At 48.8% G+C, this 14865-nt stretch carries 21 protein-coding genes; 17 read left to right on the forward strand and 4 right to left on the reverse strand.

The window, feature by feature from the left end; all coding sequences use genetic code 11:
• The first annotated feature begins 17 nt into the window (after positions 1 to 17).
• The 14 genes from KNO90_RS13490 to KNO90_RS13555 all read left to right on the forward strand — a co-directional run bounded on the left by KNO90_RS13490 (position 18) and on the right by KNO90_RS13555 (position 8583).
• Complete coding sequence (locus KNO90_RS13490; protein WP_215113825.1) at positions 18 to 1193, forward strand: MFS transporter; 1176 nt, start codon at positions 18 to 20, stop codon at positions 1191 to 1193.
• Positions 1193 to 1654: a heme-binding protein gene (locus KNO90_RS13495; RefSeq protein WP_214742961.1), complete on the forward strand. Its 462-nt coding sequence runs from the start codon at positions 1193 to 1195 to the stop codon at positions 1652 to 1654. Before KNO90_RS13490 ends, KNO90_RS13495 begins: the two co-directional genes overlap by 1 nt.
• A 99-nt stretch (positions 1655 to 1753) precedes the next feature.
• The gene (locus KNO90_RS13500) at positions 1754 to 2203 is read left to right on the forward strand and encodes a hypothetical protein (protein WP_215113826.1); all 450 of its coding nucleotides are present in this window, start codon (positions 1754 to 1756) and stop codon (positions 2201 to 2203) included.
• 13 nt (positions 2204 to 2216) lie between these two features.
• Entirely contained in the window at positions 2217 to 2675 is a 459-nt protein-coding gene (locus KNO90_RS13505; RefSeq protein WP_215113827.1) for a hypothetical protein, read from the forward strand.
• Positions 2676 to 2684: 9 nt separating this feature from the next.
• Positions 2685 to 3188, forward strand: a complete 504-nt coding sequence (locus tag KNO90_RS13510) for a hypothetical protein (protein ID WP_215113828.1) — start codon at positions 2685 to 2687, stop codon at positions 3186 to 3188.
• On the forward strand, positions 3185 to 3670 hold the full coding sequence (locus KNO90_RS13515; RefSeq protein WP_215113829.1) for a hypothetical protein: 486 nt from the start codon (positions 3185 to 3187) through the stop codon (positions 3668 to 3670). The genes KNO90_RS13510 and KNO90_RS13515 overlap by 4 nt, the downstream gene beginning before the upstream one ends.
• Entirely contained in the window at positions 3645 to 4127 is a 483-nt protein-coding gene (locus KNO90_RS13520) for a hypothetical protein (RefSeq protein WP_215113830.1), read from the forward strand. The genes KNO90_RS13515 and KNO90_RS13520 overlap by 26 nt, the downstream gene beginning before the upstream one ends.
• 103 nt (positions 4128 to 4230) lie before the next feature.
• Entirely contained in the window at positions 4231 to 5169 is a 939-nt protein-coding gene (locus KNO90_RS13525; protein WP_251127484.1) for a DMT family transporter, read from the forward strand.
• A gap of 12 nt (positions 5170 to 5181) precedes the next feature.
• The gene (locus KNO90_RS13530; protein WP_215113832.1) at positions 5182 to 5607 is read left to right on the forward strand and encodes a DMT family transporter; all 426 of its coding nucleotides are present in this window, start codon (positions 5182 to 5184) and stop codon (positions 5605 to 5607) included.
• Between the two features lie 12 nt (positions 5608 to 5619).
• Positions 5620 to 6279 (forward strand): Crp/Fnr family transcriptional regulator, encoded by a 660-nt coding sequence (locus KNO90_RS13535; RefSeq protein WP_215113833.1) that lies wholly within the window; start codon positions 5620 to 5622, stop codon positions 6277 to 6279.
• 12 nt (positions 6280 to 6291) lie between these two features.
• On the forward strand, positions 6292 to 6765 hold the full coding sequence (locus KNO90_RS13540) for a DMT family transporter (RefSeq protein WP_215113834.1): 474 nt from the start codon (positions 6292 to 6294) through the stop codon (positions 6763 to 6765).
• Positions 6766 to 7078: 313 nt separating this feature from the next.
• Positions 7079 to 7549, forward strand: coding sequence for a hypothetical protein (locus KNO90_RS13545; protein WP_215113835.1), 471 nt, complete (start codon positions 7079 to 7081; stop codon positions 7547 to 7549).
• Between the two features lie 58 nt (positions 7550 to 7607).
• Complete coding sequence (locus KNO90_RS13550) at positions 7608 to 8099, forward strand: hypothetical protein (RefSeq protein WP_215113836.1); 492 nt, start codon at positions 7608 to 7610, stop codon at positions 8097 to 8099.
• Positions 8092 to 8583 carry a hypothetical protein gene (locus KNO90_RS13555; protein ID WP_215113837.1) on the forward strand — a complete coding sequence of 164 codons (492 nt, stop codon included), beginning with the start codon at positions 8092 to 8094 and terminating at the stop codon, positions 8581 to 8583. The genes KNO90_RS13550 and KNO90_RS13555 overlap by 8 nt, the downstream gene beginning before the upstream one ends.
• Before the next feature lie 91 nt (positions 8584 to 8674).
• Here the strand turns inward: KNO90_RS13555 and KNO90_RS13560 are convergent, their stop codons facing one another.
• The 3 genes from KNO90_RS13560 to KNO90_RS13570 all read right to left on the reverse strand — a co-directional run bounded on the left by KNO90_RS13560 (position 8675) and on the right by KNO90_RS13570 (position 11749).
• Positions 8675 to 9403: an AAA family ATPase gene (locus KNO90_RS13560; RefSeq protein WP_215113838.1), complete on the reverse strand. Its 729-nt coding sequence runs from the start codon at positions 9401 to 9403 to the stop codon at positions 8675 to 8677.
• A gap of 9 nt (positions 9404 to 9412) precedes the next feature.
• On the reverse strand, positions 9413 to 10138 hold the full coding sequence (locus tag KNO90_RS13565) for a hypothetical protein (RefSeq protein WP_215113839.1): 726 nt from the start codon (positions 10136 to 10138) through the stop codon (positions 9413 to 9415).
• A gap of 114 nt (positions 10139 to 10252) precedes the next feature.
• Positions 10253 to 11749 carry a phytoene desaturase family protein gene (locus tag KNO90_RS13570; RefSeq protein WP_215113840.1) on the reverse strand — a complete coding sequence of 499 codons (1497 nt, stop codon included), beginning with the start codon at positions 11747 to 11749 and terminating at the stop codon, positions 10253 to 10255.
• A 186-nt stretch (positions 11750 to 11935) separates the two neighbouring features.
• Here KNO90_RS13570 and KNO90_RS13575 point away from each other — a divergent pair, with 186 nt between their 5' ends.
• The gene (locus tag KNO90_RS13575; RefSeq protein WP_215113841.1) at positions 11936 to 12319 is read left to right on the forward strand and encodes a hypothetical protein; all 384 of its coding nucleotides are present in this window, start codon (positions 11936 to 11938) and stop codon (positions 12317 to 12319) included.
• Positions 12320 to 12350: 31 nt separating this feature from the next.
• Here KNO90_RS13575 and KNO90_RS13580 read toward each other — a convergent pair whose 3' ends face one another.
• Complete coding sequence (locus KNO90_RS13580; RefSeq protein ID WP_214742945.1) at positions 12351 to 12959, reverse strand: TetR/AcrR family transcriptional regulator; 609 nt, start codon at positions 12957 to 12959, stop codon at positions 12351 to 12353.
• A gap of 171 nt (positions 12960 to 13130) precedes the next feature.
• On the opposite strand from KNO90_RS13580, the gene KNO90_RS13585 reads away from it, so the two are divergent.
• Positions 13131 to 13859 (forward strand): ABC transporter ATP-binding protein, encoded by a 729-nt coding sequence (locus KNO90_RS13585; RefSeq protein WP_214742944.1) that lies wholly within the window; start codon positions 13131 to 13133, stop codon positions 13857 to 13859.
• Complete coding sequence (locus KNO90_RS13590; RefSeq protein ID WP_215113842.1) at positions 13852 to 14865, forward strand: ABC transporter permease; 1014 nt, start codon at positions 13852 to 13854, stop codon at positions 14863 to 14865. Before KNO90_RS13585 ends, KNO90_RS13590 begins: the two co-directional genes overlap by 8 nt.

Genomic DNA, 14865 nt, shown 5'->3' on the forward strand with positions numbered 1-14865 from the left:
TTCAGGAGGAATTCATTATGACAAAACAGATGTACCGCGCCTTATTCGCGTTGGCCATCAGTGCCTTCGCCATCGGGACGACCGAGTTTGTCATCGTCGGTCTGCTCGAGACAGTCGCGGATGATTTAGCCATCTCGTTGACGACGGCTGGAAGTCTCGTCTCCGGTTACGCACTCGCATTGGCCATCGGGACACCGATTTTAGCGGTCGTCTTCAGCGGGATGAACAAAAAACGCTTGCTCGTTTGGTTGATGGTCGTGTTCACGATCGGGAATGCCCTCGGGGTCATCGCACCAACCTATGAATGGTTGATGGTGTCCCGTGTCGTGACTGCCGTTGCGCACGGATTATTCTTCGCCATGGCGACGATTGTGGCGACACGAATCGTTCCACCCACGAAGCAAGGAACTGCCGTCTCCATCATGTTCACAGGTCTCACGGTCGCAACGATTTTAGGCGTACCGCTCGGGACATGGGTCGGTCAGTCGTTCGGTTGGCGCACCACGTTCGGTGTCGTCGCCGTGCTCGGTGTGATGGGTTTGCTTGCGATTCTCACATCCGTGCAGCAAGACAAACAGCAGATTGAAGAAAAGACAACCCTTCGAGACATCGGGGCGCTCGTGAAGAATCCTCATATTTTAGGAGCACTCACGGTGACGATCCTCGGGTTCGGGGCGACGTTCGTCCTGTTCACGTATATGGCACCAATCTTATCGGGTGTCAGTGGATATGCGGGCTCGAGCATCACGTGGATTCTATTACTGTACGGCGTGTTTGTCGCTATCGGGAATATCATCGGCGGACGAATCGCAGACAAGGAGCCGCTCAAAGGCTTACGTTTCGTCTTTCTTGCTCAAGCGGTCATTTTAGCGCTTCAATACGTCCTGTTACCGGAGAAATTCTTGGCGCTCGTCGCCATTTCACTTCTCGGACTGGTGGCGTTCATGATGTCAGCCGGCGTACAGACACACATCGTTCAGCTCGCGGAACGATACGTCCCGTCGGCGAAAGGAATGGCATCCGCGTTAAACATTTCGGCATTCAATATTGGGATCGCCCTCGGTTCGACGCTCGGTAGTGTCGTCCTCGCCGTCTCAGACGTATTGAACACGGCCTTTGTCGGAGCAGGGATGGCGTTACTCGCGTCACTTCTTGCGATGGTCAGTTACAACAAACAAAAGGAGAGATTATGATGAATACAACACAACTTCAAGCACAAGAGGAACAATTGACACTTTCGACGTTCGGTCACGAAGAGGCCCTCCAACTCGGTCAGACGATCATCGACTTGGCGAAAGAGGACGGGGTGAACGTCGCCGTTCATATTGAAAAGAACCGTATCCCGGTCTTCACGCATTTGATGGAAGGAACGACAGAAGAGAATTACATGTGGTTGTTCCGGAAGAAGCGGGTGACGGACCACTATCAACGTAGCTCGCACTTCATCGCGAAGCGTTTTGAGGAGTCGGGTCTTTCGCACGATACAAATTCACTGTTACCAGCGAACGACTATCAGGCCATCGGAGGGACGCTTCCAATCCGCGTGAACGGTGTCGGGATGATTGGTACGGTGACGGTCGCAGGCTTAACACCGGAGCTCGATCATGAGTATGCGGTTAGAGGCATGGAGCGTTATCAAGCCAAACAAGGATGAGTGAGAAGGGAGAGCAATCAGGCTCTTCCTTTTTAATTTGTAAAATAACGGAACTTTTCTCATGCTCATCCCGTATAGTGGAATAAGAGGTGAATTAAGATGAATAAAGAGGAACGACTACATACCATTCAACAATCAAATCGAAAGCGACTTTTGCAACGACTTTTGCTAGCAATTCCAGCTGCTCTCGCGGTCTACTTTTTAATACGAACTGACGGGAACATCTGGATTGGGTTCGCCATCATCGGCGGGGTGTTGCTTGCGACTCGTTACTTCTTTTCGAATGAAGCAGAGGCGATCAGTCAATTGTCGGAGCAAGCACAGGTGAAACGTGTCGTGACACTGCAGTATCATCTGGACTTCCTCTTTATCGCATTGCTCGCACTCGTCAATCCGCTAGCCATTCGAATCATGGAATGGTCTTGGATTCCTGTGGTTCTTATCGGAGGGGCATTGCTTTATATCTTATGGGCTCAAGAGAAGCTCGATCAACAAATCCGCTGGCTCGACCCGGAACAACCGACACGTCGTGAGATTCGACGATTCTGAAAGGATGAATGAAATGAACAAACAAGAACGGATCAATACGATTTATCGTTATCAGCAGCGTTGGCTTTTGTTGCGCTCGATTCTTGCAATACTAATAGGAGGACTTGTCGTTCTCACCCTTCAGTCTAACGGAGAACCGATGTACACCATCCCGTTAGCGTTCACACTCACGATTATGCTTTACGTCATCGGACGAGAACGTCGCTTCGTCAGAAAGTTGACCAGTGTGGAACAAGCCAAGCGCATCATCGATTGGCAATATGTATCGGAAATGGGACTCCTCGTCTTGTTGGCGATTCTCTTCCCGTTCATCGTCCTGATTGATTGGCCGATATGGTCGCTCCTCATCGTCTTTTTAAGCGGAGTCATCTTGTTGCAAGTCGCACAGAGAATGCTCGACCGACAGATTCCACAGTACGACGTGGAACAGCCGATGCGTCGTGAAATCAGACTCGACTTCGTAAAAGATTGAGGTGATACCGTGGACAAAGCCGAACGATTTCAACAGATCGCACAGTTCGAGAAACGATATTCTCGTCTCAACATCATCGTGAGCGTAATCATGCTAGTCGTATCCATCTATTTTCTTTCGACATGGAGCCCGTATAGCATTCTTTTACCCGGTGTCGCACTTCTCTATACGACATGGCTTGAATGGAGGAAGATGATATTACAGCAGTCCTTCAACCCATCGACACGCTATCATCGTCTATTACGTATCGATTTTTCTGTCATGTTGAGCAGTTTGATCTGGTTCACGATTTTGATTGGGTTGCATTTCAACGGAGTCGATCTCTTACCGTGGATGAGTTGGACGCTCCTGATTGGCGGACCGTGTCTCATATTGATTCCACGTTGGATTGACCGGAAACAGTCCGCGCTTGATGAGCACCACGTCACATCAGGCGAGTGGACCCGGGCAAACCGAGAACGTTTGAAACTTACGTTAGATGATATTTCAAGGAAGGGTCGTAAGCAGTCATGACAAAGAAAGAACGGATTCAAGTGATCGGAGGATATCGGCAGTCGCGACAAACCTTCCATCTTTGGCTCACGGGAATTTTTATTTTTTGTAATAGTTTTGTGCTCGGTTTTGACACATGGTGGATAGGGGGAATTGGGTCGTTTCTCACGGCCGTTCTACTCATAGGACTGACACTCAAGGAAGGACGTGTCTTACAGATTTTCACGACGAATCGAGGCATCTTGCTGACAAAGCGCTTATATCGCCTCTATTCTTACTGGATTGGAGCGGTCACAGCAGCGGTTCTTTTCAGTCGTCTCCAGATTGCACCCGTCGCATGGATCATTTTCGGTCTAAGCATCGTCATGTTAGCATGGACGCACTATCAGACCGTTCAACAATTACGACAAGTCGACCCGGAGCAACCGACACGAGATGAGGTGACAAAGCAATACCGTTCGTATGAAAGGAGTACATATGCTGACGAAAGAAAAGCGAATTGAACAGTTGCTGGAGCAGGATGACAGTCATTGGCGTTGGGGGTGGGGTGTCGCCATCGCGACGGTCGTGATGACGCTCGTGATTGCCACGCAGTCCAAACTCTACGCCCCACTCCTCGTCTTCATCAGTTTTTTCCCGTATCTCTGTTTCGAGTGGCGGAAGACAAAATTGCTTCTTACCTTTAACGAGGATGCGCGTTATCAGCGTCTGGTGTATACAGACTTCGGGGTCCAGTGGCTCTGCTTCGTCTTAACCATCTGCTTGTTGGCTGCCTATTATGCCGACTCGTTGTCGTCCGTCATCGTGATTGTCGGGTTGTTCGGGATCGGTGTTTTATCGATTCTGGCACCGTATGTCATTAATCGAAACCTACACACGCTCGATGCGCATCATGTACGAGGGAAAGAATTGCGTGAAGCACGCAATCAACGCTTCCATGAGTCCAAAACGAACACCTGAGAAGGGTTCGTTTTTTGTTTGAGGACATCGGTCCTTTTCTTCTTCGGCACGGAGGCGTAAGCTGACAATGTACACAGAACTAGAAGAATCGAGGAAGACATTCATGTTAGCTATTGTGATTGGATTGACGATTGGGATTTTGCTGCCGATGCAGACGAGTGTCAACTCACGTTTGCGTCAGATGGTCGGCTCGCCTTTCGTCGCATCCTTTTTATCGTTTTCGGTCGGGACGATCTTTTTGTCCCTATTGCTCTTATTGACCGGACAGTCATTCGGATTTGATGGCTCGGTGATTCAGGAAGGTCCGGATTGGATGTGGATTGGCGGACTGTTAGGGGTCTTGTTCTTAACGGGAAATATCTTGCTGTTCCCTAGACTCGGGAGTGTCCAGACGGTCATCATGCCGATTTTTGGTCAGATTTTGATGGGGTTGTTGATTGACCATTTTGGTTGGTTCCATTCTGTCGAACATTCAATTACGGCGCTTCGTTTGTTCGGGGTCGTGCTCGTCTTGTTAGGAGTCATCGGAACGGTCGCTTTATCCGACTGGCTCAACCGCCGAAGAGGCAAGCTGGTCGTCTCCATGGAAACGGACACGGGGAATCTGAACCTTTGGCGACTATTCGGGATTTTCACTGGGATGATGAGTGCCACTCAAACGGCCATTAACGGCTATTTGGGAACAGTGCTCGAATCGGCTCTGAAAGGGGCATTGGTCTCTTTCATTGTCGGAACGTTGGCGCTCTTGCTTATTTTACTCGTCTCACGCCACCCCGTTCCGCTCGGTCAATTGAAAGGTCAACCGTGGTGGATTTGGCTCGGTGGGATCATTGGGGCGCTCTTCATCGGAGGAAACGTCCTCATCGTACCGATTGTCGGGACAGGGATCGCTGTCATCATCGTCATTGTCGGACTGTTATGCGGAAGTTTACTGATTGACCGTTTCGGTTGGTTCGGAGCGAAGAAGAATCCGGTCACTGGTGTTCAACTTGTGAGTTTGGTTGTCATGGTCATTGGGATTGTATTGATTCGTCTATCTTAAGGGGGGAGAACGATGCGAGGGGTGTTGTTTGCAATCAGCGGAGGCTTTTTTCTGACATTACAAAGTGTGGCGAATGCGCGAATCAGTTCACAGATTGGAACGTGGCAAGCGGCGACGTTGACACAGTTCACAGGATTCATCGTCGCACTTCTCGTCATGTTGGCGTTACGCGACCGCACGTATATCGAGATGCGTCACGTGAAGCCGCTCTATTTATCGGGCGGAGCATTTGCGGCGATTATCTTATTTAGTAATATGACGGCCGTCCATAAACTCGGGGTCACGATGACAATCTCGTTGTTTCTCATTGCGCAACTGGCGCTCGCGCTCGTTATCGATTGGCGAGGCTGGTTCGGAATGGTGCGACGGAAGTTGAACGGGGCTCAGTTGATTGGTGTGTTCATGATGATTGCGGGGGTCATCTTATTAAAATGGTAGGGGGAAACGTGCATGGTTGACGCGTATGTGAAGCAATTTGAATTGACTGTCTTACCAGAAGAAGCGCAAAACGAGTTGCAGCTCGTTCGATACGAGCCGGGAGACGTCATCTGTACGCAAGGCGATGAAGCGGAGCATCTCCGTTTCTTAGTAAAAGGGAAGATTCGCGTCTCCCATACTTCCGCTACCGGCAAACGACTCGTCCTCTCCTTCAAATATCCGCTCGACTTGATCGGGGATATCGAATATATTCAACGGACCCCGTTTTTGAATACGGTCGAGGCCGTCACGGAAGTCGAAATGCTCGTCATTCGGTTCGAGGACTTGGTTCGTCATGCGCATCAAAATGTTGCGTGGTTACACTATTTATTAGAAGAAATCACGCGAAAATTTGAACGGAAATCACAATCGCTCAGCTTCAATCTGTTCTATCCCGTTGAAGTGCGACTGGCGAGTTATCTGTTATCGATGACACCGAATGACCAAACACTCGGCTCGACCGTCGACCAATTGACGGATATCGCTGATTTGATTGGGACGAGTTATCGCCATGTGAACCGGACGCTTCGTCGTTTCGTCGAGGCAGGATTGATTGAACGAAATTGGCGGGTGATCACGCTCGTCGATCGGGAAGGCTTGTTGGAGATTGTCGGGGAGAGCATTTATGAATAGGAGGGGAGGATCATGGCGATTGGGATGATGCTTGCTGTCATCGGCGGAATGCTCGTCTGTGTGCAAAATACGTTTAACGCCAACGTCAAGAAGCGTGTCGGGGCATGGGCGACGACGACACTCGTCCTTGGACTCGGATTTTTGGCATCGCTGCTCATTGGATTGTTCCAAGAAGGGAGTGCCTTGTTCCGAGTAGAGGAGATGGAGACATGGTACTGGTTCAGTGGAATCCTCGGCGTCGGGGTCGTCATGAGTGTGACACAAGGGGTCGAGCGCCTCGGACCGAGTTATGCCATCTCGATCGTCATGGTGTCTCAAATCTTGTTCGCGCTCCTTTGGGATACGTTAGGATGGTTCGGCTTGACTGCCGTCCCGTTCACATGGAAGACAGTCGTCGGGATTGTCTTGATTGTCGGTGGAGTGCTCGTGTTTCAGTTGAGCGGAAAGGGTAAACCAACTCGCGCGTCGATGAATCGTGCGAGTTAAACGTTAAAAAAGTTCCACGTTTTGAACGAATCCTTTTTTAGAAAGACACGTATACGTTAGAAGAACAGAATGGAAGGGGTAATCATATGCAACGAGTGATGGACATGGCATGGGCAATCTTGAATCTAGGGTTGTTGACGATGATTGGAGTCTTTTTATTTCGATTCCTTCGCCGAGACTCAAATTGATCAGCATCTGACAATCGTCAGGTGCTTTTTCCTTTTTAATGGGAAAACCTCGAAAGTTTGCTTATGGATTGTTAAGATATAGATATCGGCGAATTGGATGATTTTTACTGTTGGAGGTGTGTGTGGTGTTACGGGAAGAACGAATGGAGTATCTGTACGACAAATCATGGACTAAAAAGGGTCCGCTCCTGGTGATTGTCATCGGTGTAGTGACAGCGCTTTGGTTATTGTTCAATGATTCAAGGATGAACCTATCCCTGTTCATCTTTTGTGCGGCGTTGCTTATGCGGCTTTTGGTGGCGACGTGGCATAAAATCCAGTTGTTTTTACAGTTCAATGACTCATCTACGTATCAGCGCTTTATCTATTTGAAAGGGACGGTCCAGTTCGCTCTCTTGATTGGAACTTTAGCGCTTTTGGCGTTATATGCACTGAAATACATATCGCTTGATACATTAAGCCTTGTCTGTGCGACGTTGATTGCGAGTTGCCTTATTCTCGAGTCGTGGGTCGATTGGAAGATTCTAAAGATTGATGACGAGCACGTGGTCGAAAGTTTATTAGGATTGATGAATCGGGAGAAAAGTAAGGAATGAAACTGTTCGAGAATAATTTCCTTATAGAAAAATAAAGAAAACACATGAGGGGGATTCGATGGTAGGCCATGAAGTTAGACTAGAACGAATGTTGAAGGATGATGAGAAACGAAAGAAGCAAATGACCCTTCCGTTGATTGGGGCCATCATCTTGACCTTTCTCTATATATGGACAACGAACGTGTTCTTGTTATATGCCATGATTTTTTTCGGACAATTTCCTGCCTTATATAAATCATGGCACCGCAAGAAGTTATTACTGTCATTTAACGAAGACAAACGGTATCAACAACTCGTGCGATCTGAATTTTTATTGGGTCTTACCTCGCCATTACTTGTTCTCATACTGATTACCAGTGCGGAGCTTGAGTGGATTTCATTGTTCACGTTCGTTATCATTGCATTTATTGGAATCATGGTTCTGTTGATTCTCAGTTTTCCAATCGACCGCAAGCTAAAAGAAATCGACCCACTACACGTGACGGGTGTCGAACTCGGTCATGTCCAATTTGAGCGGAAGAAACAAAAAAGGAGGAAGGTGAATGGATAAACAAGAACGCCTCCCCAAAATGGTCGAACAGGATCTCGACGCGAGAGGGGTCAGCGCGATATTTGGCATCATCGGTCTGTTTCTCCTTCTCGTTGTTTCAGTCATAAAAGGGATCACGGTGACGACGGTTACCTTCTCTTTTCTCGTGACCCAACTGCCGTTGCTCTATCAAGCGTGGCGACGGATGAAGTTGTTGCGCACATTCAACGAAGACGAGGAATATCAACGCCTCGTGCGCCGTGAATTTCTAATTATCGTTACCATGTTTGCGTCACTTGGTGTATTCACCTTCCTTACGAAGTTCGTACTCGATTCGATGCAAGAACTACTCGGTGTCGCATTGATTGGCGTCATCCCGCTGCTCATCTTGTACGTGTCGATGGATCGTAAACTACGTGAAGCGGACCCGGAACACGTGACGAATCGAGAGTTACGACAAGCACATCGTAAACAGAAAATCAGCCCTGACAGACGTCAGAGCTGATTTTTTTATGAGAACATGGAGATGAGAAAACCGCAGACGACCATGCCGATTGTATAGAATGTGAACCGGTGTCGTTCCCAAAACGAGTCATTCATCGTGTCACCGCCACATCATCAAGCGGTGTGTCGACCATCCGAACGAACGCTTCGTCCGGGTCGGTCGTTCCGGATTCTTTGAGCCAATCCTGAAAGTCCCCTTCATATAAAACGCGTCCACCATGCAGGAAGATGACGTGAGCATCGAGTTGAGCCAAGTCGTGTAGTTGATGGGTTGAGATGAGACACGTCTTGCCTTCTTCGACGAGGCGTTGCAGGCGGCGCATGATTTGAATGCGTGACGCCGGGTCGACCCCGCTCGTCGGCTCATCAAATAAATAGAGAGAACGTTTGATTGAAGATAAGAGCGTCACGAAGAGCCATTTCTTCTCCCCGACCGACATCTTTCCGAGCTTCATCGTCCATAGATGTTCGAATAGTTCTTGTTCGCGAGAAGTTGAAAGGTTATTCATATACGATTCGAGTTTCTTGAAGTCGGGACGTTGCGACAGACGTCCGATGAAATAGGCGAAGTCTTTCCCCGTCAACTCATGATGGTTATACATGAGTTGTGTCAAATACAACATGTCCGTCGTCGGAACGAGGTCGAGTGATGCTTTGTCAACGGGAAGGGTCCCCGTCATACAATCAAACAGTGTCGTCTTTCCGGCACCGTTCAGTCCGATTAAGACGTTTAGTTTATTCGGTTGTAGCGTGAACGATACGTCATCGAGCACAGGACGTGTCGCTTTCGGATAGCGATAAGTGAGTTGGTTTACGTGCATAAGGACCTCCTAGCGTGTCATGAGTGAGACGAGACTAAAGCGTTTCAACGCAATCACTCCGATGATGAAATATCCAAGTACGGAGAGGCTTGTCGCCCATACTCCGAACGAGAGATCGACGTGAGTCGTCAGATGCAACAATCCGAGCGCGAATTGATGGAGTGCATAGAACGGATTGAGGAAGCTGAACCAGTAATCGGGTGACTTTGTCGCCAATATGAAAAGTGGGAACATCAAGATGTTCGCAAATGTCGTGAGACTCGTTATTTTGATCGGAAGTGCCGTCATGGCGACACTCGCGACCGCGAACGGGATACTTCCGAGTAAAACGAGTAAAGCTGACGCGAGTAACGTGAACGAGAAGAACCCGTGAACGAGCGTGACGACCGTTGTGAATAAAAGTAAGCTAATGGAAGCGAACAAGAGCTGTGCCAAGATAACGGCGATGACATATGTCAGTTTGTTGCCGGAAATCATCACGTATGTCTTCATCAGTCCGTATTCGCGCATGCGAGCGAGCTCCATGCCGACACCGTTCACATATGTAGCAAGGACGATGTATACCCAAAAATAAGCGATTTGTCCGTAATATTCTGCAGGCGTCGCTTGATGAACACCTGACAATGGTGTCGTCAACGCGATGACGAGTGGAATCCCGAGTGTCCAAAAGAAAGGAACTTTATCGGTGACGACAATTTTGGCGTACATAAAGAAGTAGCTGGTGATTTGATGCATGCGATTCCTCCGATTGTGAATGTAGTTGAGTTGATCGTATCACAATATACGAGAGATATTTGGAAAAAGTTTCAAAAAATAATCCCTCACAACGGGAGTGAGGGATAAAAAGAATCATTTTACTTTGTCGCGCTTCGCGATCTTGTCGCTCACTTGCTGACCGCTGAGCGTCACCATCGGCATGCCACCGCCCGGGTTGACGGTCCCGCCGACAAAATAGAGGTTGTGATAAAGTTCGCTTTGTTTCTTATGCTTGAAGCCACCGTTTCGTTTTTTATCCGAGACTGTACCGTAGATGGCACCTCGGTCCGAAGCATACGTCCGTTCGATATCGTGAGGCGTCCATACGTCACGCGTCACCGTATGTTCACGCAACCCGTCGAGTCCCATCCGTTCTAACTTATCGAGCACACGTTCCTCAAATACGGCATATTCTTCTTCCGTAAACGGATTGTCTTGGATATACGGGATGTGTGGCAAGATTTTGATGTTCTCATGTCCTGGTGGCGCTTGGGTCGAATCGGTCTTGTTGACGTTGACGAGGTAAATCGTCGGGTCGTCCGGAAGTTCGTGTTTCTCAAAGATTTTGTCCATCTGCTCATGTAAGTTCTCAGAGAAGAAGAAGTTATGATGTGCCAGTTGTGGATAGGCTTTTTTCACCCCGAGATGGAGGACGAATCCGGAGCTCGCCGGTTCATAATGATCGACGAGTTTGTCGACGTACTGCTCGTCCGCATCGACCATCTTCTGATAGAACGGGATGACTTCCATATTTGAGACGAAATAATCGGCGGAGCGAAGACGTCCATCTTCAAGCTCGATGGCGGTCACCTTCTCATTCACCGTATGGGCACGAACCACACCTTCTCCGGTATGTAGCTTCACACCAATCTCTTCGGCGAGCTTCGTCAACCCTTCCGCAAGTTTGTGAGTACCGCCTTCGACGTACCAACAGCCTTGGGCGTACTGCATGTAAATCATCATATTGAGGACGGCCGGTGCGTTATATGGAGAGGACCCAACATATTTGACGTAATACGACAGCATGTCTCGAAGATGCGGATTACTGATGCGCTTCTTGATAGCGCTATACATCGTCGACGTCAAATCGAACCCAAAGAGCGTTGGGAAGATTCCCGTCTTCATGACGGCTTCTAATGGGGATTCAAATCCTTCAGCCAAGTAGCCCTTCTCGGTCGTCTTATAAATGCGGGCTGCGTAATTCAACAGTTCACGATATTCTTGCATGTCTTTTCGAGAGAGGGAAGGATTTGCCCGTTGCATCTGTTCGAGGTCATGGTAGAGGTCGAGGACGGTGTCGTCTGGGAAGAACGAGCGCCATTCGAGCTCTAATCGTTTGATGGAAACGTAGTCCTCCATCCGCTTTCCACTTCCACGGAACAGTTTGTCGAAGATGTGGGGCATCGTTAAAATCGAGGGTCCGAGGTCGAAACCGAATCCGTCTTGTTCGAGCCGATTCACTTTCCCTCCGATATGATCGTTCTTTTCATAGAGTGAGACGTCGTAACCTTTTTGAGCGAGCGAGATGGCCGCTGACAATCCACCGAGCCCTCCGCCGATGACGATGACCGACTTATCCACTGATGGCATATATTCGCCGCCTTTCCGAAGTGTTATTTTCAAAAAACAGAATGAGTGCTACCTCTTCTATTCCCGTTTCCAAATGAATCGAACATGCTTTTACGGATTTGCCACATCCACAAAGATGTCATCCCTGAACCGGGAAAAGTTTTGTATAGTAAGGGAACAGAGACTGAACGAAAGTAGGAATCTAAGATGATCGTAAAAACAATCACGCTTCACTTTGCGAACGGCGACGAGATCAGCATCCCATTTGATGATATTGAATCGTGTCGGATGCATGATATTCAAGACGGGATGCGTCTTGCGGCGGATGGTCAGTTGATCAAAGAAAAAGTGATGCACGGGCTCGACCTCGTGCTAAAAAACTCAGCAAACCAACTGGAATGGGATGGTCCAGGTAGACCGTTTGACCGTATCCTAGGTATGTCGGATTTACAACATCTCGTCTTCGAATTTGAAGGGATGCGAGGAAAGTCATACCGCATCGCATGGCATGATCTAGAAGCGGTGCAAAATGCTTACCAGACGACAACTAAAGCAAATGGGAACTTACACGTGCACGTTCGGGTTTCGTAAAAATAGCCTCTCGCAATATGTGCGGGAGGCTTTATTCGTTTGACTTCACACCGCCGGCGACGAGTGGTCCTTCATAGGTGATCGTATAAATAATTCGGGCGATGTCTTCCGCTGTCTCTTCCGAAGACGGATTGTTCAACCACTCGTAGATGACGCCCATGTGAGCCGAAGACAGATAGGCGACGAGATATGGAGGCGGGACCATCATCTTGTTCGGGTCAAACAAGGTTACCGGGGAGCGCTGAAACAAGGCGGCCTGCATAAATTTTCGAAGCTTTGCCTGAAACGTCGGATCTCCGTTTGGTCCGAGGAGTGGCTTCATGATGATTTGGTTGTCTTCGATGAAACGGATGAACGGAACGAGATAATGATACGACTTGTCAGTTCGCTCGTCTCCAAAGATGTGCGGGAGATGGTGAATCAACTTTTGTTCAGCCTCTTCAAAGATTTCGTCGACGCATTTCTCCATCAATTCGAACTTATCCACATAGTGACTATAAAAGGTGCCCCGATTGATGCCGGCCCGCTCGGTCAATTGCTTGACGGTGACGGCTTCAAATCCCTGTTCTTCAATGAGACCGAAGAAGGCGTCTTTGATCAGTTTTTTCGTTCGGATGACGCGTAAGTCAGTTTGTTCCATGCTTTTTCTCCTTTTCCTCAACACATTCATTGCATCTGTCGGAAAACCGACACGATGACCGATATTGACGATTGTTGTCACCGTGAACGGGGTCTATACTGAATATATAAACCAACACGGTGTCGATTATCTTGAGTATACACGATGAGGCGCCGAAAAGGAGTGACAGAAATGAACATTCAACTGCAACACGTTGAGAAGTCATTCGGTGACCAACTCGCCATCGACAACATCGACTTCACCATCCCATCCGGAGAGATTTGTTGCTTGCTCGGACCATCTGGATCGGGGAAGACGACCCTCATCCGACTCATGATTGGCGCCCTCGCACCGGACAAAGGAAGTGTCCATATCGGCGAAACGAAGATGCCAAACATGGACATGCTCCAACAAATCGGATTTATGCCGCAGAACGATGGCTTGTACGAAGACTTGTCGGCCGAGGCGAACCTCGCCTTCTTCGGGTCGATTTATAAGTTAGGGAAAAAGGCGCTCCAGGACCGCATCACTGAAGTACTCAATCTGGTCGATTTGGCGAACGACCGGCATAAGCTCGTCCGCAACTTTTCAGGCGGGATGAAGAAACGTCTGTCACTAGCCATCGCCATCTTGCATAAGCCGGATGTGTTGTTTCTTGATGAACCGACAGTCGGAATTGACCCGATTTTACGTCGTCAAATTTGGGATCAGTTTCAGGTGATTCGGAGGGAAGGGACGACCATCATCGTCTCGACGCACGTCATGGATGAAGTGCTCGAATGTGATCGGGCCGCGCTCGTCTACAATGGACGGTTGATTGCCTATGATCATGTGCAGGACTTGCTCGACCAGACCGAGAACGGTCGCGTCGAAGAACTGTTCTTGATTGCTGGGAAAGAGGAGGTGGGTGACCATGCGTAACTTAGCGAAGCGTGTCATCTTTCAGACGTTAAATGATAAGCGAAGCGTCGCCTTGATTTTGATTGCGCCACTTCTTATTTTGACCCTCGTCTACTTCCTACTCGGGGACTCGGATTACGTGCCGACTGTCGTCCTGGACGACAACGCACCCGAACAGCTCGTCGATGCGTTCGAAGACGAGACGCTCGAAGTGGAGCAGGCATCGTTCGATGATCCGAAAGCATATATCGAAGACAACGAACATGTTGATGCCGTGTTTGAAATGAATCAAGAAGGAACGACCATCAAGTTACGCGAACCGTCGACGAAGTCATCGAAGGCGGTTGGCGAGATTCAAGATGCGTTGACGACGCTCAATCCTGCAGCCGAAATTGATACGTCATTCGTCTATGGGGAAGAAGGACAGTCGACGTTCGATTCGTTCGGGTTTGTCTTCCTATCCCTCTTCTCGTTCTTCTTCGTGTTCATTCTCTCGGCGATGGCACTCGTCAAAGAACGTAGTGGCGGTACACTTGAACGACTTTTGATGACTCCGATCAAGCGAGGGCAAGTCATTTTAGGATATACGCTCGGGTACGGAACGTTTGCGGTCGTCCAATCGATTTTCATCGTGCTCTATTCGATTTATGTGCTCGGACTATCTTCTCTTGGGAATATGGCGTGGGTCATGTTGACGATGCTACTCATGGCAGGGACGGCGGTACTCTTCGGGGCGACGATCTCGGTGTTTGCCCGATCGGAATTACAGGTTGTTCAGATGATTCCGTTCACCATCATCCCGCAAGTGTTCTTCTCGGGACTCATCCCACTCGACTTGATCCCATACGGTCTCGGGAACTTGAGTTACGTCATGCCAATCTTCTACGGAGCGACAGCAATCAAGGAAGTCATGATTTACGGAAGTGGCTTCTCAGGAATTTGGATGTATTTACTCGGTTTGATTCTCTATGCAGGGGTCTTGTACCTCTTGAATATGCGGGCGCTCGGGAAGTATCGGGGGCATTGA

The organism is Exiguobacterium sp. s63 (assembly GCF_018617335.1).
GTDB lineage: Bacteria > Bacillota > Bacilli > Exiguobacteriales > Exiguobacteriaceae > Exiguobacterium.